13 protein-coding genes are annotated in these 22,432 nt (G+C 59.6%); 11 read left to right on the top strand and 2 right to left on the bottom strand.

The genetic code is table 11. From position 1 onward, the window contains the following. Positions 1-2: 2 nt before the first annotated feature. Complete coding sequence (locus GIW48_RS15680) at positions 3-5,894, bottom strand: DUF4329 domain-containing protein (protein WP_236460610.1); 5,892 nt, start codon at positions 5,892-5,894, stop codon at positions 3-5. A 299-nt stretch (positions 5,895-6,193) separates the two neighbouring features. Here GIW48_RS15680 and urtA point away from each other — a divergent pair, with 299 nt between their 5' ends. From urtA to ureC, 11 genes are all read left to right on the top strand, one after another. Then, the gene (urtA, locus tag GIW48_RS15675; RefSeq protein WP_017136771.1) at positions 6,194-7,459 is read left to right on the top strand and encodes an urea ABC transporter substrate-binding protein; all 1,266 of its coding nucleotides are present in this window, start codon (positions 6,194-6,196) and stop codon (positions 7,457-7,459) included. A gap of 140 nt (positions 7,460-7,599) precedes the next feature. Beyond that, a complete protein-coding gene (urtB, locus tag GIW48_RS15670) occupies positions 7,600-9,102 on the top strand; it encodes an urea ABC transporter permease subunit UrtB (protein WP_099548121.1) in 1,503 nt (500 codons plus the stop codon). Then, entirely contained in the window at positions 9,102-10,169 is a 1,068-nt protein-coding gene (gene urtC / locus GIW48_RS15665) for an urea ABC transporter permease subunit UrtC (protein ID WP_138450633.1), read from the top strand. The genes urtB and urtC overlap by 1 nt, the downstream gene beginning before the upstream one ends. Then, the gene (gene urtD / locus GIW48_RS15660) at positions 10,166-10,999 is read left to right on the top strand and encodes an urea ABC transporter ATP-binding protein UrtD (RefSeq protein ID WP_170040326.1); all 834 of its coding nucleotides are present in this window, start codon (positions 10,166-10,168) and stop codon (positions 10,997-10,999) included. The genes urtC and urtD overlap by 4 nt, the downstream gene beginning before the upstream one ends. A 128-nt stretch (positions 11,000-11,127) precedes the next feature. After that, the gene (gene urtE / locus GIW48_RS15655; protein WP_065930636.1) at positions 11,128-11,826 is read left to right on the top strand and encodes an urea ABC transporter ATP-binding subunit UrtE; all 699 of its coding nucleotides are present in this window, start codon (positions 11,128-11,130) and stop codon (positions 11,824-11,826) included. Between the two features lie 30 nt (positions 11,827-11,856). After that, a complete protein-coding gene (locus GIW48_RS15650; protein ID WP_186617998.1) occupies positions 11,857-12,696 on the top strand; it encodes an urease accessory protein UreD in 840 nt (279 codons plus the stop codon). Between the two features lie 159 nt (positions 12,697-12,855). Then, on the top strand, positions 12,856-13,158 hold the full coding sequence (gene ureA, locus GIW48_RS15645) for an urease subunit gamma (protein WP_017136777.1): 303 nt from the start codon (positions 12,856-12,858) through the stop codon (positions 13,156-13,158). A 9-nt stretch (positions 13,159-13,167) separates the two neighbouring features. Continuing rightward, a complete protein-coding gene (locus GIW48_RS15640) occupies positions 13,168-13,680 on the top strand; it encodes a GNAT family N-acetyltransferase (RefSeq protein WP_017136778.1) in 513 nt (170 codons plus the stop codon). 5 nt (positions 13,681-13,685) lie between these two features. Further along, positions 13,686-14,219 carry a GNAT family N-acetyltransferase gene (locus GIW48_RS15635; RefSeq protein ID WP_099548118.1) on the top strand — a complete coding sequence of 178 codons (534 nt, stop codon included), beginning with the start codon at positions 13,686-13,688 and terminating at the stop codon, positions 14,217-14,219. Beyond that, positions 14,216-14,521, top strand: coding sequence for an urease subunit beta (locus GIW48_RS15630; RefSeq protein ID WP_012721964.1), 306 nt, complete (start codon positions 14,216-14,218; stop codon positions 14,519-14,521). Before GIW48_RS15635 ends, GIW48_RS15630 begins: the two co-directional genes overlap by 4 nt. A gap of 113 nt (positions 14,522-14,634) precedes the next feature. After that, on the top strand, positions 14,635-16,335 hold the full coding sequence (ureC, locus tag GIW48_RS15625) for an urease subunit alpha (protein ID WP_236460608.1): 1,701 nt from the start codon (positions 14,635-14,637) through the stop codon (positions 16,333-16,335). Here ureC and GIW48_RS15620 read toward each other — a convergent pair. Continuing rightward, positions 16,332-22,346, bottom strand: coding sequence for an NEL-type E3 ubiquitin ligase domain-containing protein (locus tag GIW48_RS15620; protein ID WP_236460606.1), 6,015 nt, complete (start codon positions 22,344-22,346; stop codon positions 16,332-16,334). The two genes, ureC and GIW48_RS15620, sit on opposite strands and share 4 nt — an antisense overlap. Positions 22,347-22,432: the final 86 nt, after the last annotated feature.

The following is a 22,432-nucleotide window of genomic DNA, read 5'->3' as shown; positions in this document are numbered from 1 at the left end:
ACTCAGAGTTCGTCCCGATTCCGTTCATACCAGAACTCTTCGGGTTCCGGCTCTGCCTCGCTCCACTCCTCACCCAATGGCCCTGCAACTCTCCAGAAGGCATCGGTGACCAGCACTGACAATTTGCCCAAGGTTCGCAATCGCGCGACGAACACACGGGGCACTGGTGCCATACCCGGGGCAAGCAATCGGTCTTCAGATGCCGTAAACGCCGGTACGTACTTGAGCAGCGCACCATTGCGGCAGGACAGATAACAACTCTCGGCGTCAGGGGCATTCGCCCTGGCTACCGACACGTAGTCGTGAAGATCGTCCTTGGCAACGAAGTTACCCAAGAGTTCTTTATCTATCGCTTCAAAGCTGGACGTCGACGCAATGGCTTTATAGAACGCCTGCACAGCGGCGATTTTGTAGGTACTCAGTGTATTTTCAGGCGGTACATCAAATCCGGCATGATCAGCCCAGAACAACAATTCCAGGGTACTTGTACTTCCCGTACCCTGATCTTCCACCGGGTCGAGCGCGACGTACCCCGGCGTTTGCCCCGGCACCAGCACAGCGCCCAGGTACTGCTTGCCCTTGAACGGTGCAACCAAGCCTTGTGCATAGCGGGCCGCATCATCGGTGTAAGTAAACAGCGGGCCGCAGAACGAATGAAAATGCGGATCGTCGGCGAAAGCATGAGGCGCTTTATTCGGCTCCCAATGCTCAGTGACCCTCTCTTTCTTACCCCAGACCTCACTGGTCACCCGAATGTACAACTTCCCCGCGCCCGCAAGGCGGCGCACATAATCACGTACCGTAAGGGAGGCATCGAGCAATTGTGTGCGTTCGATATGTGCCTTGCTCGTCCATGGGTACAACGGCGCCGTTTTGGGAAACTCATACGTGAGCAGCGCACCGTCGCTGCACAACAGATACAGCGTCGGAGCACTGCCGTTACGTGCATAGGTGACAACGTTGAGTGCCTTGGCGATGTACTGGGGCGGGAAAAAACTGCGCGCCATTTCATCATTGCTACCGGCGATGGCCACGGTCGAAGCACAGAGATACAAACCATCAAACACATAGCCCTGTGGCAATTGGCCGTCGATAAAGACCTGTTTAAAATCAGCAAAGTCGTCTCTGACAAGCGCCAGGGTTGCCTTATAGAACGGTTTGTTAGCCGACTTGAGTACGTAACCGAAGGCCACTTCGGTTTGAGGCTTCCATAGGCGTTGAGCGTAACGAACGGCATCGACCGCCCGGGTGAAAATCGGGCTGCAGGGCGCGTCCATGAACACAGCGCGAATATCCCCAGGATGGGTTGGCGGTATATTCGCCACAAAATCCCCCGCCAACTTTCTGGGCGGACCCCATACCCCATCGCCTTCTATCACGCTCAGATTGCCGGCTTTCACCACCTCGGTGATGAAGTCCTGCGGCGAGAGCGTGCCACTGCGAAGTTGCTGCTCAATACTGTTGTCACCGTAATCACCCTTGACCTTGTTAAGTGGCGCGAGACGATCCTTGAGTCGCTCCTCCTCGGCAGAGCCCGACAGGTGGTAACTGAGGATCGAGCCACTGGGGCCAAACACATATTCACGGTTAAGGTGGGCCTCACGACGCAACAGGTTTGACAATACCGCAGTCGGTATCATGGTTTTATAGATGGCTTTTTGGGCGACGGATAACAACAACGGCCCCTCTTGATCTATCAAAGAACGATAGCGCGCAACAATCGTACTGTTCTGAGGGTAAAGCGCTAAATCAGCAGCCCGATCCGGGTATATCCAGTGTAATGCCAACCCTTGAGGTGGAAGCGCCAGTGGTTCAGTCGAGACAAACAGACCATTTCCCAGCCTGAGTATCACCCCGGCAAAACGCCGATAGTATCCGTTGTTCACCCTGGCAGCTGCATAGCGGGCTGCATCGTCGGCACTCGCGAAGCAGGGGCTTAAACGCCGCGGTGTCAGGGTTGCGTAACTGCTCCAGCTAGGGGCGACCTGACCTTTTTTATCCCAGAACTGGCTGGTACGTACCACATGCAGCATTCCCTTCAGCGCCCACTCACTGAGGAAGCTCTGGGGTGTCTTCTCGCCGGAGTCCAATGCTTGCTGCGCCTGCGTCAGCAATGTATCTGCCGGGCCGCCACTTTTGACGTCAAGCCGCGGGGGCTCATACCGCAACAGCGCGCCATCAAGGGTGGAAAAGTACACCGACAGGTTGCTCGGGCCACTCCGAATAGCGGCAAAAAGAGCAGAGAACAATACTGTTGGCGTGACAAAAAACAGCGTCAACCAGGCGTTCGACGTATTTTGCCCGGCACGTGACCATTGCTGCGAGCGAAACAGCCCGTGCAATATAAAACCATCGGGTAGCTGGTAACCCCCCTCGGGCTTAAGTTCAAACAGGCTGTTGAGATTGAACAGTTCGCTCTCACTGACAACGCCCACTACCTCGCTGGCAATGTACTGCTCCTTGTCCCTATGCTTGAGGATGAAAGCAAAACAGGCCGCCTGCGCGAAGTTGCGCGCATGCACGCGTCCGTGCAGGTTACGGGCCGCCTCATCGGCACTGGCAAATACGGCACCGTAGGTGGTGTAGTCAGGTGGGCCCGATCTTGGTGCGTAGGAATAGTTAGGCGTCCAGTCGTTGTAGACCACCGAACGCTGGCCCCATAACGGGTTGCCCAGGATGATCTTGAAGTCCCCCGCCTCGGCCAGCCGACGGACCCAATCGGCCGGCCGGATCTGCCCGCTGTCGAGGCGCTTGCCGAGGCTGTTGTCGCCAGCCTGCGGGCCGATATTGGCCAGCAGCAACTGTTCCTGCGCCGAATGATTTGGGGTGTACTCCAACAGGCAATCACTGGCTCCCGACAGGTACGCCACGCGACCGGCCGGAATGATCGAGTACATTTCATCATCGGAGAACACTTGCAGGTTGATCTGCGCCTCCTCATGCGTCCAGCCGCGCCGCGCAACCCAGGACGGGCTCACCATCGACAGAGCGGTATGGGAACCGTAGCGAGCATGCAACACATAAGGCTCCGGCGGGATCAACGGCCCGTTACCGTCGCGTGGAAAAAACAGAGTGAAGGCAAATGGGTTGGCCGCACTGGACACTGGCTCAGTGATAACAAAACGGCCGTCTTCGCCCTTGAGTATATAACCGCCGTAGTAGCCGCCACGCCAGTTGTTGATTTGCTCATGGGCATACACCGCGGCATCGCGCGCCGAGAGAAACGAACGGCTAAGGGTTGCCTTGTAAAACGACTCTATCAGGTTCGAGCGGTTATCTACCCTCCCGACCTTGCGCCACAATCCTCCGGCCTGCACCACCGAAAGGTCCGTCGCCGCAATAACCCTGCGCACGTAAGCCCGAGGGCTCAACGTACCGGTGAGCATGGCCGCCTGAGCACCGTTATCGTTTAGCTCGCCCGTGTCGGTTTCCCGCACCAGATCGGTGGTGTTCGTGGCTGCGGGCACCCTGAAGCTCAACAGCGATGAATCCGAGGCCAGCATGTACAGCGACAACCCACGGGCCGGGTTCTGGATGTCCTGGCTTGCGCGCGCTTGACGGGTGGCGGCCACCACCTGCGCCGGGGTGAAAAACGTACTGGCCAGCCAGGTTTCCCGGGCGGCAATTTCGCCGGTCTCATACCAACTGCTGAAGTAAATGGCTTCCAGCCGAAATTGCGAAGGCAAGCGCAGCTTGCCGTCTGGGCGTTTTGGAAACACCAGGTTTGGCGAAAACAGTGGATCACCCTTGGGCAGTGCCAACGTCGCAACATACGCGTCATCACGGGAGTGCTTGAGTACAAAGCCACACCGGCCGCCCTCGCTCCCCGCCAGCGAAAGTGCACGCAACACCGCAAGCTCAGGCCGTGAAAACACCTGAGTAAAAAACGGTTGTTGCGGTGCAGGGGTCGCCGGCGTTCTGATCCGCCATGTGTTGCTTATACGCCCGCGAACGCCTCCCCATACCGGGTTGGCAATCACTGTCCACAACTCACCCGCCGCAGCCAGCAACCGGATGGGATGCTCGAAATCACTGCTGGTTTCACCCGGCCCGCCGCGCAGTTGCAGGTCCAGCGTTTTTTCAGCGATCGAGCCACTGCTGACATACTTGAGCAGCACATCATCTGGCCCGGACAAATAGTGGACTTTGGCGAACGTTCTTTTTTCAAAGCTGAAGAGTTGATCGGCACCGGAATAGAAGTTGTTGAACACCTGCACCTGGTCCGCCGTGAAGTGTGGAAGTGCGCGCTTGATGCCCTCAGCATCGGCGGGATGAGAGTGGTAAAAGGCCTCGGCCTGGTAATCATCAGGGGCGATGAACTTGCCCTCACTGTCACGGGCCAACATGCGCCCGTGATCAAATTGAACGCGCTCTCCTGCGATGGGATCTGTGGCGTAGAAGCGATTGCCGCGCTTGAAGATCACACCACCATACTCAATGTCACGACGCTGGCCGATCACCGCATGCGCCCAACGCGCCGCATCATCGGCGGTGATAAAGGCCGGACTGAACACCGGTAAGGGAATGCCAGAAAAGGGTCGCCAGTTCGCCTCGACCGTGCCGGTTTTGTCCCAGAGTTGGCTGCCCTTGCCGGGAGCGCTGGCCTTGAGCACCGTCAATTGTCCCGCCGCCGCCAGGCGCTGCACGAACTCACTCGGTTTGAGGCTGCCGGCGATCAAGGTCGAATCGATTTGGTTATCCACAATCGCGCCATCAGGCTCAACACGATAAAGCTGCGCTTCGATAGCAGAGAATGAACAGGTGTAGCGCAACACCGCGCCATCTTCGGTGTTCAGAAATATCGACAGCCCGGACTGCTTGAGCAGTTCAGGCACCAATCGCCCCTGGTAAAGGTGCCGGACCAGTTCCGGGGGTGAAAAGAAATTGCGGTACAGCCATGGTTGCCGGGTCTGGGCCAATGCCGCATAGCCCGCCTTGCCCAGGCAAATACCGATCAAGTGAAAATGCGCAGGCAGGCGATGTTTGCCATCCATGTCCTTGGGAAAAACCTCTTGCACCGAGGGCTGGCGGTCGACCGTGCCAGAAGGCTCGGTCACCCCATACAAGTCCTGGGTATCATGCTTGAGCAGGAACACATACTGGGCCGCCCCTGGCATAGCGGCAAGACGCGCCCGAGCGTGGCTGAGCGCATCGGTGAGGCTCGCCTGCACGGGGCCACAGGGCGGCAGCTCCTGGGTTTTGGTTTTGAAGGCCCGGTAGGGCGTCCATGTGTGGGGCACCTCTCCCGTAGAGCCGCCCCACACGGCGTTGGACACGACAATCGACAGCTGGCTGACGCTGGCGACTTTCTTGAATAGATTCTCCACCACACCGTCATAGCCTTCGGGCCTGCCGAACGGTTCCTTGTCCCGCAGCCACACGGCAAAACGCCGCTCGGCCTCCGAACGGGTGGGGACGTGCTTGAACAACGAACCATCAGGGCCGGACACATAGAAGGCGCTGAAAAATACCGGATCCAGAATATTGCCGATCAAGTCAGGCTCGGAATAAAAGCTGTTCAGCGCCTTGATCTGACGATCTGAAAGCTCAGGGTTGTTGCTTTTGTACTGGGTGAAAAAGTCCGGGTGCGAGTGATACTCCGCCACGCACCGATAGCCTTCGGGATGCAGGAGCCGCTTATTACTGTCCTCGTTGAGAACCGTGCCCACATCAAAAAAATTCTCGCCGCCCTCAATGGGGTCGGTCGCGTAAAACAGATCGTCGGCCAGGCTTTGCATAATGACCCCGCCATACTCCGTGTCCTGCGTGCCACCCATCTGGTGATGGGCATACCGGGCCGCATCATCCATGCTGACAAACCCCGGCCCAACCGGGGGCAACTCCACCTCTGGCTTGGGGTCTGCCCCAAACCAGCCACGTTTGACTCGTGCCATCGCATCACCTTCCTATGACAGGCTTCATGGCGCCAGGATTGGCGGCCATAAAGCCCATCTTCGGCAATGGCAGGCGACCTGGGGTGCCAAATAGGCACCCCAACAAGTCCGCCCTCACGCGATGCCCCGTTTTGAGGCTTGCCCTGCACGGGGCCGCTTTAGCGGCGCCACACTGGTGCGCCATGCGACAGCGACTGGCGCCATAGCGCCCTGAAACCGGTACTGCACGGCGCAGGCACAGCCTTTGCAAAGCCCTGTGTATCTGCCCCACAACACTATCGGTTTACGGAGATCGCACCATGAAGCGTCGTAGCTTGATCAAGGCTTTCACTTTGTCGGCATCCATTGCCGCCATGGGTTTGACCTGGACCGTCCAGGCCGCAGAGACCATCAAGGTCGGCATCCTGCACTCGCTGTCCGGCACCATGGCAATCTCCGAAACTTCGCTTAAAGACATGGCCTTGATGACCATCGACGAGATCAACGCCAAGGGCGGTGTGAACGGCAAGATGTTGGAGCCAGTGGTGGTGGACCCGGCGTCGAACTGGCCGCTGTTTGCCGAAAAAGGCCGGCAGTTGCTGACCCAGGACAAGGTTGCCGTGGTGTTTGGCTGCTGGACCTCGGTGTCACGTAAATCGGTATTGCCGGTGTTCGAAGAACTCAACGGCCTGCTGTTCTATCCGGTGCAATACGAAGGTGAAGAGATGTCGCCGAACGTGTTCTATACCGGTGCAGCGCCTAACCAGCAGGCGATCCCGGCCGTGGAATACCTGATGAGCGAAGAAGGTGGCGGCGCCAAGCGCTTCTTCCTGCTCGGTACCGATTATGTGTACCCACGCACCACCAACAAGATCCTGCGTTCGTTCCTGCATTCCAAAGGCGTAGCGGATAAAGATATTGAAGAGGTCTACACCCCGTTCGGCCATAGCGATTACCAGACCATCGTCGCCAACATCAAGAAGTTCTCGGCCGGCGGCAAGACCGCAGTGATCTCCACCGTGAATGGCGACTCCAACGTGCCGTTCTACAAGGAGCTGGCCAACCAGGGTTTGAAAGCTACCGATGTACCGGTGGTGGCGTTCTCGGTGGGTGAAGAAGAGCTGCGCGGCATCGACACCAAGCCACTGGTGGGCAACCTCGCGGCCTGGAACTACTTCCAGTCGGTGGAGAACCCGGTGAACAAGAAATTCGTTGCGGACTGGAAGGCCTACGCCAAAGCCCACAACCTGCCAGGCGCGGACAAAGCCGTGACCAACGACCCGATGGAAGCCACCTACGTAGGCATCCATATGTGGGCACAGGCGGTTGAGAAAGCCAAATCCACCGATGTCGACAAAGTCCGTGAAGCCATGGCCGGCCAGACCTTCGCCGCGCCGTCGGGCTTCACCCTGACCATGGACAAGACCAACCACCACCTGCACAAGCCGGTGATGATCGGTGAAATCCAGGCCGACGGGCAGTTCTCGGTGGTATGGCAGACCGAGAAGCCGATCCGCGCCCAACCGTGGAGCCCGTACATTCCGGGTAATGACAAAAAGCCGGACTATGCCGTGAAGAGCAACTGATCCGAGGGGTGTCGGCCCTTAAGGCTGACACACACCCTGTGGGAACTGGCTTGCCTGCGATGCAGACAACTCGGTGTATCTGATACACCGCCATCGCAGGCAAGCCAGCTCCCACATTTGTTCGAGCAAGGCCCAAGACTATGCCCACTGCCCTTTACCGCCTCATCCTCGCCGCCCTGCTGTTGCTGCCCTTTGCCGCACACGCCAGCGACGCCGAAGACTTCATCAACGCCAACCCGATGCAACAAGCCAAGCTGCTCCAGGACTGGGCCGCCCAGCCCGACCCGGCGCGCATCGAGCTGGTGGACGCGCTGCAACAAGGCCAACTTAACGTCAACGGCGAAACCAAAACCGTGCGCCTGAACAACCGCCTGCGCGGCTTGATCGACAACGTGCAAGCCAGCCAGCAACTGCTCGCCGCCGACCCGAAGGTGCGCCTCGCTGCTGCGCAAACCCTGCAAAAAAGCGCACAACCTGCGCAGCTCAAATTCCTCGACCAGCAAGTGGCCGCCGAGACCAACGAGGCCGTGCACACCGCGTTGAGCCTGGCCCTGGCCAACCTGCAACTGGTCGACCCCGACCCGGTCATTCGCCTCGCCGCCGTGCGCCTGCTAGGCAGTACCGGTGACCCGCTGGCGCGCACACGCCTTGAGGCGCTGCTGGCTCCCGGTGTCGAAACCGATGCCGCCGTGCACACCGCCGCCGAGACCAGCCTGGCTCAGGTCAAACGCAAATTGATGTTCGGCGAGATCCTCGGCCAGGCTTTCAGTGGCATGTCTTTGGGTTCGATCCTGCTGCTCGCGGCCTTGGGCCTGGCGATCACCTTCGGCCTGCTTGGCGTGATCAACATGGCCCACGGCGAGATGCTGATGCTCGGCGCTTACTCCACGTATGTGGTGCAGTTGATGATGCAGCGCTACGTACCGTCGGCCATCGAGTTCTACCCGCTGATTGCGCTGCCGGTGGCTTTCTTTGTGACTGCCGCGATTGGCATGGCGCTGGAGCGCACGGTGATTCGCCACCTCTACGGGCGGCCGCTGGAAACCCTGCTGGCCACCTGGGGCATCAGCCTGATGCTGATCCAGCTGGTGCGCCTGGTGTTCGGTGCGCAGAACGTCGAAGTCGCCAACCCCGAATGGTTGTCCGGCGGCATTCAAGTGCTGCCCAACCTGGTGCTGCCGTACAACCGCATCGTGATCATCGCCTTTGCCCTGTGCGTGGTAGTGCTGACCTGGCTGCTGCTGAACAAGACGCGCCTGGGCCTCAACGTGCGCGCCGTCACCCAGAACCGCAACATGGCCGCCTGCTGCGGCGTGCCCACCGGGCGTGTGGACATGCTCGCCTTTGGCCTTGGCTCCGGTATCGCGGGCCTGGGTGGTGTGGCGCTGAGCCAGATCGGCAACGTCGGCCCGGACCTGGGCCAGAGCTACATCATCGACTCGTTCCTGGTGGTGGTGCTCGGCGGCGTCGGCCAGTTGGCCGGTAGCGTGATGGCCGCCTTCGGGCTGGGCATCGCCAACAAGATTCTTGAACCGCAGATCGGCGCCGTGCTCGGCAAGATCCTGATCCTCGCGCTGATCATTCTGTTTATCCAGAAACGCCCGCAAGGACTCTTTGCACTGAAAGGACGGGTGATCGACTGATGAACCAGCCATTGATGCTTACCGCCGCGCAAAAGGCCGGCCCCAAGATCACGATAGCGGTGGGTACGGTGATTTTGGTCCTGCTGCTGGCGCTGCCTTTGTGCTCGCTGCTGTCGCCGGCAAATCCGTTTTACGTCTCGGCCTACACCCTGACGCTGGTGGGCAAGATCCTCTGCTACGCCATCGTCGCCCTCGCGCTGGATCTGGTGTGGGGCTATGCGGGGATGTTGTCCCTCGGCCACGGTTTGTTCTTTGCCCTCGGCGGTTATGCGATGGGCATGTACCTGATGCGCCAGGCGTCCGGCGATGAGTTGCCGGCGTTCATGACCTTTTTGTCGTGGACCGAATTGCCGTGGTATTGGGTCGGCACCGAGCACTTCCTCTGGGCCATGTGCCTGGTGGTATTGGCACCCGGTTTATTGGCGTTGGTATTCGGGTTCTTCGCCTTTCGTTCGCGGATCAAGGGCGTGTATTTCTCGATCATGACCCAGGCGTTGACCTTTGCCGGAATGCTGCTGTTTTTCCGCAACGAAACCGGGTTTGGCGGCAATAACGGCTTCACAAACTTTCGCAGCATTCTGGGCTTTGGCATCACCGAGCCGGGCACCCGGGCGGTGCTGTTTGTGGCCACCGTACTGTTGCTGGTCGCCAGTTTGTACACCGGCTGGCGCCTGGCGCAGAGCAAGTTCGGCCGCGTGCTGACGGCATTGCGTGACGCCGAGAACCGCCTGATGTTCTGCGGCTACGACCCACGTGGCTTCAAGCTGTTTGTGTGGGTGTTGAGTGCGGTGCTGTGTGGTTTGGCAGGCGCGTTGTATGTACCGCAAGTGGGCATTATCAACCCCAGCGAAATGTCGCCGACCAACTCTATCGAAGCCGCCGTATGGGTAGCCCTGGGCGGGCGCGGCACCTTGATCGGGCCGTTGCTGGGCGCCGGTGTGGTCAATGGCATGAAGAGCTGGTTCACCGTGGCTTTCCCGGAATACTGGCTGTTCTTCCTTGGGGCGCTGTTCATCATCGTCACGCTGTACCTGCCCAAGGGCATCATCGGCCTGCTGAAGAAATGAGGAACGTCATGCTTGAACCTATTTTCGATGCAGGCAGCGGCCGCGATGCCATCGGTATCGGCCAGGCTGCCGGCAAGGGGCTGAACACACGCCACGGCACCATCCTGACCCTGGAAGACATCAGCGTCAGCTTCGATGGCTTCAAGGCGCTCAATGACTTGAACCTGTATATCGGCGTCGGCGAGCTGCGCTGCATCATCGGCCCCAACGGCGCGGGCAAGACCACACTGATGGACGTGATCACCGGCAAGACCCGCCCCAGCCACGGCAAGGCCTGGTTTGGCGAAACTCTCGACTTGACCAGCATGAGCGAAGTGCAGATCGCCCAGGCCGGCATTGGCCGCAAGTTCCAGAAACCCACGGTGTTCGAAGCCCTGAGCGTGTTCGAAAACCTGGAGCTGGCGCAAAAGACTGACAAGTCGGTATGGGCCAGCCTGCGCGCACGCCTGAGCGGCGAGCAGAAAGACCGTATCGAGGAAGTGCTCGATACCATCCGCCTGACCGCCTCGGCACAGCGCCCGGCGGGGTTGCTGTCCCACGGGCAGAAGCAGTTCCTGGAAATCGGCATGCTGCTGATGCAAGACCCGCAACTGTTGCTGCTGGATGAACCGGTGGCGGGCATGACCGACGCCGAAACCGAGTTCACCGCCGAGCTGTTCAAGCGCCTGGCGGGCAAGCATTCGCTGATGGTGGTGGAACACGACATGGGGTTTGTCGGTTCGATTGCCGACCACGTGACCGTGTTGCACCAGGGCAGCGTGCTGGCCGAAGGGTCGCTTGCACAGGTGCAGGAAAACGAGCGCGTTATCGAGGTTTACCTCGGTCGCTGACGCGCACCGCTTTATGTGGGAGCTGGCTTGCCTGCGATAGCGGTGAGCCTGATACACCGCCATCGCAGGCAAGCCAGCTCCCACATTTGATCCAGTTCCCTCAGTGGGGAATTGAGGAGGTTTTGAACATGCTGCAAGTCGACAAGCTGCACCAGTACTACGGTGGTAGCCACATCCTGCGCGGGCTCTCATTTGACGTGAAGATCGGCGAAGTCACCTGCCTGCTCGGCCGTAACGGCGTGGGCAAGACCACCTTGCTTAAATGCCTGATGGGTTTGCTGCCGGCCAAAGACGGCGCGGTGAATTGGGAAGGCAAGGCCATCACCGGGTTCAAACCGCACCAGCGCGTACACGCGGGCATCGCCTACGTGCCCCAGGGCCGGGAGATTTTCGGACGGCTGACGGTAGAAGAAAACCTGTTGATGGGGCTCTCGCGCTTCCCAGGCTCTGAAGCCAAGGAAGTCCCGGCGTTTATCTATGAACTGTTCCCCGTATTGCTGCAGATGAAACATCGGCGCGGTGGCGACCTGTCCGGCGGTCAACAGCAGCAGTTGGCAATTGGCCGCGCATTGGCCAGCCGCCCGCGCCTGTTGATTCTCGACGAGCCTACCGAGGGCATCCAGCCGTCAGTCATCAAGGAGATCGGTGCAGTGATCAAAAAGCTCGCGGCGCGCGGTGATATGGCGATCCTTTTGGTGGAGCAGTTCTACGACTTTGCCGCCGAACTGGCCGACCAGTACCTGGTGATGTCTCGTGGTGAAATCGTGCAGCAGGGCCGAGGTGAAAATATGGAAAGCGAGGGTGTGCGCGGGCTGGTTACGATTTAATCTGTTGTGTCCTGACGATAAGTAAAAAACATGAACCTGCCCGTTACCCCTGCCCTGTTCACCCCCAGCTGGCATGCCGAGCTGGAACTCGGCTACGCGCGCTTCGGCGACACCACGCGCCCGGTAATGCGCCGCCACCTCGGCCCGCTGCGGGTGCAAAAGCACTTGTACGCCGAAGGCCCCGAGGTGTGCCAGCACATCATCGTCCACCCGCCCGGCGGGATAGCCGGCGGGGACCGCCTGGACATCAGTGCACACGTGGGTGCAGGCGCATGGGCGCAACTGACCAGCCCCGGTGCGGCCAAGTGGTATCGCGCCAGCGGCCCGGCCTATCAAACACTCGACCTCAGCGTGGAAGCTGGCGCGACCCTGGAGTGGCTGCCCCAGGAAACCATCGTGTTCAGCGCTGCCCAGGCCGAACTCAGCACGCGCATCGACCTGCAAGGCGATGCCCGGCTGTTCTACTGGGACGTGATCGCTCTTGGCCGCCCGGCCAGTGGTGAACGTTTTGACCTGGGCCACTTTCAATCGCAGCTGGATATTCGCCGCGACGGCCAGTTGCTCTGGCATGAGCGCCAGCGCATTGTAGGCGCCGACGGTTTGCTCGACTCGCCCATCGGACTGGACGGGCAACCGGTGTTTGCCACGCTGTTGCTGACCGGAGATATAGACCCTCAATTATTGGAAACCTGCCGCGCCCTGCCCCATGCGATTCGCGGCGACCTGACCCAACTGCCCGGCTTGCTGGTCGCCCGCTGCCTGGCCAGTGAGGCGCTGCTGGCGCGGGGTTGGCTGATTGATTTATGGAAATTGTTACGTCCGAGTGTGCTTGGGCGAGAAGCGGTTCCACCCAGAATCTGGAGCACATGAAGATCAACCTGTGGAACTGAGTTTATGTGGGAGCTGGCTTGCCTGCGATGGCGGTGTGCCTGATACACCGCTATCGCAGGCAAGCCAGCTCCCACACAAGCCTGTTTCCACAGGGGATCTGCGGTGTTTTTATGAATGCTGTTTGAAGGACCTTGAACCATGGATTTGACCCCACGGGAAAAAGACAAACTGCTGATCTTCACTGCTGGCCTGGTGGCCGAGCGCCGCTTGGCGCGGGGTGTGAAGCTCAACTACCCGGAAACCATCGCCTATATCTCGGCCGCGCTGATGGAAGGTGCCCGCGATGGCCGCACCGTGGCCGAGTTGATGCACTACGGCACCACCCTGCTCAGCCGCGAGCAAGTGATGGAAGGCATCCCGGAAATGATCCCGGATATCCAGGTGGAAGCCACCTTCCCCGATGGCACCAAGCTGGTGACCGTCCACCAGCCAATCGCGTGAGGCCCGGCCATGATTCGTGATGCTACCGAGCAAGACCTGCCGGCGATCCGCGACATCTACAACGATGCGGTGCTCAACACCACGGCCATCTGGAACGAGCAACCGGTGGACCTGGCCAACCGTCAGGCCTGGTTCGCTGCGCGTCAAACCCAGGGCTATCCGATTCTGGTGGCGGTGGAAAACGATGAAGTCACCGGCTACGCCTCATTCGGCGATTGGCGCCCGTTCGAAGGTTTTCGCTACAGCGTTGAGCACTCGGTGTACGTGCGCAATGACCAACGCGGCAAAGGCCTCGGCCCGCGGCTGATGCAAGCGCTGATCGAGCGCGCCGCAACCTGCGGCAAGCACGTGATGGTCGCGGCTATCGAAAGCGGCAACCAGGCGTCTATTCGCCTGCATGAGCGCCTGGGTTTCATCACCACCGGGCAAATGCCGCAAGTGGGCATCAAGTTCGGCCGCTGGCTGGACCTGACCTTTATGCAACTGACATTGAATCCGGGCGCCGAACCGCCCAAGGAGTGAGATCGATGAGCGCTACGCAACTGCGTCGAGTCAATGCTGAAAGTTTTGCCCATTACCGCCTGGGTTTGATTGAGCTGTTGCTGGACGCGGTAAAGCACGGCGCTTCAATCGGCTTTATGGCTGACTTCGATGACGCCCAGGCCCGCACCTATTTGAGCGGCGTGCAGGCAAGTATCGAAGAGGGCAGCCTGCTGCTGTGGGTGGTGGTACGCGATGAGCAAGTGATCGCCAGCGTGCAACTGGCGTTGTGCCTGAAAGCCAACGGCCTGAACCGCGCCGAAGTGCAAAAGTTGCTGGTACACAGCAGCGCCCGCCGCCATGGCCTGGGCCAACAGCTGATGAACAGCCTGGAACTCGCCGCGCGCCAGCACAAGCGCGGCCTGCTGTACCTGGACACCGAGGCCGGCTCCGGCGCCGAAGCCTTTTACCAGTCGCTGCGCTACACCAAGATAGGTGAATTGCCCGACTACTGCCAAAGCCCGGACGGGCGCTACACCCCGACCGCCATCTATTTCAAGACACTGGGGCAACCTGCATGATTCCTGGTGAATATCAGATCCAGCCTGGTGACATCGAACTCAACGTCGGCCGGCGCACCGTCACCCTCAGCGTGGCCAACAGCGGCGACCGGCCGATTCAGGTGGGCTCGCACTACCATTTTTTCGAGACCAACGATGCGCTGACCTTTGATCGCGCCGCCAGCCGTGGCATGCGTTTGAATATTCCGGCGGGCACGGCAGTGCGGTTTGAGCCAGGGCAAAGTCGCGAGATCGAGTTGGTGGATTTGAGCGGGGGGCGGCGGGTGTTCGGGTTTGCCGGACGGATCATGGGCGACCTTTAGGGCCTCATCGCAGGCAAGCCAGCTCCCACAGTTGGAATGCGTTCCCCTGTGGGAGCTGGCTTGCCTGCGATAGCGATATCACATTCAACACCTATTTTTCAGGGCATACACACATGAAGATCAGCCGCCAAGCCTACGCCGACATGTACGGCCCCACCGTCGGTGACAAGGTCCGCCTGGCCGACACCGACCTGTTCGTCGAAGTCGAACAAGACTTCACCGTCTACGGTGAAGAAGTCAAATTCGGCGGCGGCAAAGTTATCCGCGACGGCCAGGGCCAGAGCCAACTGCTCGCCCATGAAGTGGTCGATACCTTGATCACCAATGCGCTGATCATCGACCACTGGGGCATCGTCAAGGCCGACGTCGGCCTGAAAAACGGCCGCATTCATGCGATCGGCAAGGCCGGCAACCCGGATATCCAGCCCGGCGTGACCATGGCCATCGGCGCCAGCACCGAGGTGATTGCCGGTGAAGGCATGATCCTCACCGCCGGCGGCATCGACAGCCACGTGCACTTCATTTGCCCGCAGCAGATCGAAGAAGCGCTGACCAGCGGCGTCACCACCATGATCGGCGGCGGCACCGGCCCTGCGACCGGCACCAACGCCACCACCTGCACCTCCGGCCCGTGGCACCTGGCGCGCATGCTGCAAGCCAGCGATTCGTTCCCGATGAACATCGGTTTTACCGGCAAAGGCAATGCCAGCTTGCCGGAACCCTTGATCGAGCAGGTCAAGGCCGGGGCCATCGGTTTGAAGCTGCACGAAGACTGGGGCACCACGCCCGCCAGCATCGACAACTGCCTGAGCGTTGCGGACGAATACGACGTGCAGGTCGCGATTCACAGCGACACCCTTAACGAATCCGGCTTCGTCGAAACCACCCTGGCCGCGCTCAAGGGTCGCACCATCCACACCTACCACACCGAAGGTGCCGGTGGCGGCCACGCGCCGGACATCATCAAGGCCTGCGGCTTCGCCAACGTGCTGCCCAGTTCCACCAACCCGACGCGGCCGTTCACGCGCAACACCATCGATGAGCACCTGGACATGTTGATGGTCTGCCATCACCTGGACCCGAGCATCGCCGAAGATGTGGCCTTCGCCGAAAGCCGCATCCGCCGCGAGACCATTGCCGCCGAAGATATCCTGCACGATTTGGGCGCGTTCTCGATGATCAGCTCCGACAGCCAGGCCATGGGCCGTGTCGGCGAAGTGATCACGCGCACCTGGCAGACCGCTGACAAAATGAAAAAGCAGCGCGGCCCTTTGCCCGGCGACGGCCCGGGCAATGACAACTTCCGCGCCAAGCGCTATATCGCCAAGTACACCATCAACCCGGCGATCACCCACGGCGTCAGCCATATCGTCGGCTCGATCGAAGTGGGTAAGTGGGCCGACCTGGTGCTGTGGCGCCCGGCGTTTTTCGGCATCAAGCCGACCTTGATCCTCAAGGGCAGCGCGATTGCCTCAAGCCTGATGGGTGACGCCAACGCCTCGATCCCCACGCCGCAACCGGTGCACTATCGCCCGATGTTCGCCAGCTTCGGCAGCTCGTTGCACGCCACCAGCCTGACCTTCATCAGCCAGGCCGCCCAGGACGCCGGGTTGCCCGAGGCCCTGGGGTTAAAGAAGCAGATTGCCGTGGTCAAGGGCTGCCGCGATGTGCAGAAAACCGACCTGATCCACAACGATTACCTGCCGGATATCGAGGTTGACCCGCAGACTTATCAGGTCAAGGCCGACGGCCAGTTGTTGTGGTGCGAACCGGCTGATGTATTGCCCATGGCCCAGCGCTACTTTTTGTTTTAGGTCGCACGGGAGACGACACCCTCAGCCATGTCCAGCGGATGATCGAGCAACTCCTGACGGGTCAGCGTCTCGATCAGCGCGGCGTCTTTAATCTGCAATTGCAACTGAAGTTCGCCGGACCGATGCTTATAAAGTGCCTCGGTGATCGCGTTGGATTCAAACCTGCTCCGCAAGTCCGCCAACTGATCGTGCAAGGGATGGCGCAGAGCGTCAAATTGCACGGCGTATTTACCGGTCAGGTAATCCTGCCAAAAGCCCCTGGACAGCAGCGCCTGAAGCTCTTGCGCGGAGTTATCCAGGGCTTTGATCGTATCAAAGGCAGTATCGAGCATCGATGCGGTCACGCCGCCCAAGTTGATATACCTGACCTGCTGCGGCTGCCCCGGTAGCTGGAGCCGATCCTTGAGGCCGTAACGATACGCCAGTCGGATCTCAACCTCTTCGGCCAGGCGCTGGGTATGGGGCACCTTATTGGCTACCGACACGCGGGGGTCATTGACGATGGCTTCGCTGCGCTGGATATCCGCCGACGCGATCTTGTCCACTTCGTGCAGGCGGAACAAACCTCTGGATAACCTTGCCAGTTGCACGCCCTGGGTCTGATCCGTGGCCTGCAAACGAGCCTTGTAGGCCATTGTGCGCACTTCCAGGTTGCTGAAGGAGAAAGCCGCAAGGTCGCAACATCCTGGCTCACCGGCCAGGTCGAGGAGTTCCTTGCGCAGGGTTTCCGATTCGGCGGTGTCCTGGGTGATACTTTCGATCACTTCCCAGACGCGGCGCTGCAAGTCGGCGTGGCCGGCACCCGCCGGTTCCAGACGCTCAAGGATGTCGAAAAACGGGGCAGCCCTCGGAGCGCGCTCCAACGCCACCCATAGGGGCCGTTTGCTACTCGCCTCTTGCGTGGACATGCCTTGGGCCCAACGCAGAAATGGATCCTGCGCGCCAGCTGTGGGTGCCACACGGTTAGGGGCAATATCAGCCGTCAACCGGAGCATGTTCGGAAGAACCTCAGACATCAGCCCAGCCTCCTCAAGGCGCCGGCTGTGTTCGCGGACTTGTTGCCGGGTTTGCTCGGTCAAAGGGTTCTCGCCGATATCCGTCACACGAGTCACGCGCTCCGTCTGCGCCAACTGCTCATCCGACGGCGCAATGACTGAGTCCGGGATAGTGGTAATTTCGTTCAGGCTCAGATCTACCCATTGCAGGTTCGTTCGCTCAACCAGCCCCGCAGGCCAGGTATCAATCCCCGTATTTCTCATCTGCAAGGTATTCAAACCCGTCATCTGGCTAAAATCCGGCGTCAGGCCGAGGGGGTTATTGTTGAGCATCACGTCACTGAGTGTCGCTCGCGAGGACAGGAGAGCCACCGACTCGGCAGTCAAGCGGATTCGATTGTTTTGCAGGGACAAACGGGTCAATTCGTTCATATTCCCCACGGCTGGCGGCAATTCGAACAAGTGGTTATCCGACATATCCAGTGAGCGCACACCTCGGCAGTGCGCCAGGAAACTTTCTGGTGACGTGCGCAGGTTCAGGCTGTTCAGTTTCAGTGACGTCGGGCGAATGAAATTCGCGCCAAGGTCGGGCAGGCTCGACAGGCGCAACCCACTGAGGTCCAGTTCGACGTCGATGAGTGTGGCGTCGTTGGTCAAAACGAGGGGATTACCCGCCCTCCAGCAGCTCATGATGCGTTGCCTGGCGCGATCACGATCGTTGAATTCCAGCAGACGCTCATTTCGCCCGACGCGCTCGTTACTCTGACGCTCGTTGGAGAGGTTCCAGGCTTTTAACTGACGCTTGAACGCTTTGAATTCCTGCTCACGCTGGGCCAACTCTGCATCGGCGCGCTCGCCCAGCGCCCAAATCATCTTCCGAGAAGTTTGCACGCTGTTGTCGGGATAGAGTTCCTGCATGACCCTGAGCCTTGGATTACCACTGTCAAAGGCGCCATCAAGGGCGCCTTGCAAAAGTTCGGGTCGCGTGCGCGTCAAGGTCTCCCAGTAGCGATCGAACTGCTGCCAATAGTCGGCAGGAAACTTATTGTGCTCAAGCATGACGACGTTGTTTGTCCGAACGATCGCTTCAAGCTGCTCAGGCGGTGGTGTCAAATGCTGTGGTGGAACCTCCTGCAGGCGGTTTTCGGACAAATCGACACGTCTCAATCCAGTCAGTGCGGTTAATCCCGAGGGCCACTGCTCAATCTGCGTGTTACTGAGGTTCAACTCCACCAGATTTGGCATACCGCTGACATCGGGGGCAGCACCCAGCGGGTTGCTGCGCAGATCAAGCGTGACAAGGGCGCTGAGGTTGCTCAGCATACGGCTGGTTGGTGGAGTCAACTCAAGATTATTACCGGTCAGGTTCAACGAAGTCAGGTAGCGCATTTCACCGATAGCACCGGGTAACTCGGTAAGCCGGCAATCGATCAAGGCCAAATGCTTGACGTGGGTGAACGATGTAAGGAAAGCATCAGTCTTGCCGGTCCAGCCGCTACCGTAGATCTCAAGCCCCTCAACATGGCTGAAGTCGACGCTTAGCAGTGGTAGTTCCAGATCGCCGCTCATCATCAGCTTCAGGGGGCCTTCACTCATAAGCCGCCAGTGACTCTTGATCTCGCGCGCGATATCGGACGCACCGGGAAAATCGGCATCCCAACCATCAGCACGCGGCGGCCCACTGGCGTAAACCCAGGCATCCAACTCCCTCGTAAACGTTTTGAACTCAGCCTTCCAGTGTTTCAACCCACCCTCGACGTCGTCGCCCAAAGTGCGGACAAACGCATTGACTGCCTCCTCGTCCATCAAAGGGAACAGATCGGTGACCTGCTCGTGTACTAAATCGACATCGCTATCGACATCACTGGCCGCCTGTCGGCTGGACCCGCCGCCACCACCGAGTAATCTCAGCGTCGAATCAATCGTCGGTTTGCGCACCGGATGCTCCAGCAACACCGTGCGCAGCGGCTCACGAGGCAAAGGCGATTGCTGGATCGCTGTCTTCAACTGCTGTGCATCGGTGAACCCGAGGCTCTGGCGTTCGGCGGTGGACAACAGGTCCCAGGTTGCCCCAAAGAAGTCCCTGGGCATGGGCGCCTCGAACAAACCATTGTCCTTGAGCACCAGGGCCTTGGTGGTGGTTGAATCCGGGGAACCGATAGCATCCAGCAACGTGCCTTGGGCCGAGTAGTGACGCAACTCCACCCGCGTTCCACGCTGCCATCCAGGCAAGGTTTCCAAAGTGCGCAAGGCGAGGCGCTGGCTGTCGATGCTTGCCAGAGTGTCCAGGTGCAGGCCTTCATAGGCACGCGATACCCGGGTTTCCTGCTCAAGCCACCTCGCCTGCTCAATACGTTCCTGGGGCAGAAACCCGGTATCTCGAAAGGTGTGCAACTGTTCAACGCTCAGCCTTCTGAGCAACTCAGTAGCCATCGACGCTGGCAGCCTGGGGTAAGTCGCCATGAGCAGGCGCACATCAGGATCGTTCGTGGCATTCAAGGCTTGATAGCGCTCTTCGACCAGCGAGCCCTTAAAGGTATCGACGACATTGGCGATGTGTTCACGCAGCTTGCCGGCCCGCACCGCCAGCGACTCTTCGGCACTGCCAGGGATGTCCCGGAGCGTGGGGTCCACGCCTTGCAAGCTGAACAGCACCTCATTGAGCCACTCACCGCTCGCCAACTGATTGTCACGGACCACCACTACGCGTTTGGGGGCAGCTGCGAAGGTCTCCTCCCACAAAATCCTGTTGTGGCTGTCCATGACCCGCAGCGGCGCATCAGGCAACATCCCTCGTCGACGCATGATTTGCAGCAGCAGCGTGAGGTCCGCCTGGGCATAGACGGCCGAGTCGCTGCTTCTCAATTGCTCGACAAACGTCGTCAGTGCCTGATGAGCCTTGAAGTGCTGGATCGTGTCATCCAACAACAAAGGCACCGGGTCATGCTCAACAAAGGTCTGGCGCAAGACGTCTTCCTCGACACCGCTGGCCATACGGGCTTGTTCCAGCGTCGCGGAGTCAAGCCCACGCTGTTCCAGCCCCAGGCGCCTCATCAGGGTCGGTTTGTCCCAGGTCAGCGGTTGCTCGATTTCATGGCTCCAGGCGCCAGCATGGTTATGCTCCAACTGCGGCTCATACGCATCAGGGCGGCTGGGGTGCTGGATGCGATACTGCCCAGTGACGGGGTCCTGCCCAACTCGATAGTGGTCACCCTCATGGTGCAAAATCAACTGGCCGTCGTGGGAGTAAAGGCCCAAAGCGTCTGGCCTGGCGTCTGTGGCCAGCTCGACAGGCACCTTGTAGGGCGCAAGATCAGGCTTCCACAGGCGGATCTTGCCGCCGGGCAACGTGACGGCTTTGAGCCGTTCAATGAAGGGTGACACTGTGAAGCGCAACGCCACCGCCTGCGCCGCCAGCGTCGCCAGGTTTTCCACCACGTCGGTAACATGCGCCCAACCTGCCTCGCGGTCGCCTTCACTGAGTTCGACCGCACCCTCAAAGACCTCGTAAAGCAGCTGACCGGCCATCACCCCGGCCATCACCAGGCCCAAGGGTGGCACGGCCATCCCCACCAGGTTCAGGCCGAACATGCCGATACTCAGGTAATGGGCTGCACGCCTTGAACTCGATGCCTTGTCAGCAGCCTCAGTGCTCACGGCCTGGTGTTGGGCATCGTTAAACAGTCGCGTGCGCAGACTGGCATGGCGATACACCCACAAGTCCGCAGCCCGCCAGAGGCCAGCGATTTCGATGGCCTGAATATTGAATTCGGGGGCCTTTATCGGAACGCGTACGGTCGGTTGCGGCTCCCCCAGCGACGAGCCGGAGGAAAAGAATGGGGCCGTCAGTAAACGCCCCCATTCCGAACGCAGCGCCTGTGAACCGAACGGTTGCGGTGGCGCATCCACCACGAGTTCGGTCAGCCTGCGGTAGTAGTAAGCGCGATCCTTATAGGCTACAAACTGGGCAAAAAGCTGCTGGTATTGCGTGGTTTGTACCCCCTTGGAGCGGTCGGCACCCTCGCTGACGCTCGCGGTCAGGTGATCAGTCAATTCGTTGCGAAACTCATTAAACGTTTCATAACGCTTGATAGGGTGCTCGAGGTGGTCAGGAATATAGACGATAACCCAGCTCGAATAACGCTGCTTGGCGCATGGGGCGATGATCAGGCAGTCATGCAGGTGCAGGTTCATCAGGCTCAAGCAGCAGTAACCGACCGGCTGGTTGCCGATCACGATGTGCTTTTCGCCAGCCGTCACACGCATCAGCAAGGTGTAATCGGTGGCACCGATATCACCCTTGAGCAAGGCCAGATACGCCGCCGCCTTGAAGGCATCTTTCTGATGGCGGATGAAGCGATCCCGAAACTCGGCACGGGACCGTACATCATCAGGTATCAACTGCGCCCTGAGGTGAGCCTGGTATTGACTCCCCAAATCGAGATCACGGCATAACTGGGCGAACTCATGAATTTTCAGGGTCGTGGTGTGGCGTTCAAAGTGCTCGCGAGTATCCGGCTCGGTGATAAATCCCGAAACGCTATCGTAAAAACCGTCCTCGGCCTCCCGCGCCTCAAAGTTGCCCAGGGCAGCCTTGAGCAAGGAGAACGTCTTGACCCTGGAACCGCCGGTTTTTTTGCCAAAGGCGTCTTCAACCGGAACATACAGGCGCAACCAGGTTTGATTGACGTCCAGCGCATAACCGGCAGCCTTTAATGCCGCTTCCAATAACGGCTGGGCGAATGCTTCCAGCGCCTGGACTTTGCTTAGGGATTTCTCCAGCTCATTCAGGGAGTGGCAACGGCTCTCCAACAGCGTCTTGAGCTGATCCTTCTGCGATTGAGACGTGGCGCCGTACCAAGAGGGGATATTCGCGGGGGTCTGTTTGAGGGCCTGGCGCCGCTCAGGTGAACTGCTGACCAGGCAGGACGGGATCGCCTGTTTGATTAATTCGTAGTGTTGTCCCTGTTCACCGGGCGGGAGCGTGGAGGGAGCAATAACCTGAAGTTCGAGCATGGGATGACAACCTTGTGGTGAGAAAGATTGTCATCCTATGCAGTGCGTTTTTTTGCTGGAGCTAACTATTTAGCAAGCTCGAAAAC

Source organism: Pseudomonas sp. PA-6-3C, from assembly GCF_021605825.1.
In the GTDB taxonomy this organism is placed as follows: domain Bacteria; phylum Pseudomonadota; class Gammaproteobacteria; order Pseudomonadales; family Pseudomonadaceae; genus Aquipseudomonas; species Aquipseudomonas edaphica.
This window is presented reverse-complemented; position numbering and strand designations above follow the sequence as displayed.

Coding starts and splice junctions, on each gene's coding strand:
- GIW48_RS15680 (WP_236460610.1), bottom strand. CDS start 5,894: ATGGCACGAGTCAAACGTGGCTGGTTTGGGGCAGACCCCAAGCCAGAG.
- urtA (WP_017136771.1), top strand. CDS start 6,194: ATGAAGCGTCGTAGCTTGATCAAGGCTTTCACTTTGTCGGCATCCATT.
- urtB (WP_099548121.1), top strand. CDS start 7,600: ATGCCCACTGCCCTTTACCGCCTCATCCTCGCCGCCCTGCTGTTGCTG.
- urtC (WP_138450633.1), top strand. CDS start 9,102: ATGAACCAGCCATTGATGCTTACCGCCGCGCAAAAGGCCGGCCCCAAG.
- urtD (WP_170040326.1), top strand. CDS start 10,166: ATGAGGAACGTCATGCTTGAACCTATTTTCGATGCAGGCAGCGGCCGC.
- urtE (WP_065930636.1), top strand. CDS start 11,128: ATGCTGCAAGTCGACAAGCTGCACCAGTACTACGGTGGTAGCCACATC.
- GIW48_RS15650 (WP_186617998.1), top strand. CDS start 11,857: ATGAACCTGCCCGTTACCCCTGCCCTGTTCACCCCCAGCTGGCATGCC.
- ureA (WP_017136777.1), top strand. CDS start 12,856: ATGGATTTGACCCCACGGGAAAAAGACAAACTGCTGATCTTCACTGCT.
- GIW48_RS15640 (WP_017136778.1), top strand. CDS start 13,168: ATGATTCGTGATGCTACCGAGCAAGACCTGCCGGCGATCCGCGACATC.
- GIW48_RS15635 (WP_099548118.1), top strand. CDS start 13,686: ATGAGCGCTACGCAACTGCGTCGAGTCAATGCTGAAAGTTTTGCCCAT.
- GIW48_RS15630 (WP_012721964.1), top strand. CDS start 14,216: ATGATTCCTGGTGAATATCAGATCCAGCCTGGTGACATCGAACTCAAC.
- ureC (WP_236460608.1), top strand. CDS start 14,635: ATGAAGATCAGCCGCCAAGCCTACGCCGACATGTACGGCCCCACCGTC.
- GIW48_RS15620 (WP_236460606.1), bottom strand. CDS start 22,346: ATGCTCGAACTTCAGGTTATTGCTCCCTCCACGCTCCCGCCCGGTGAA.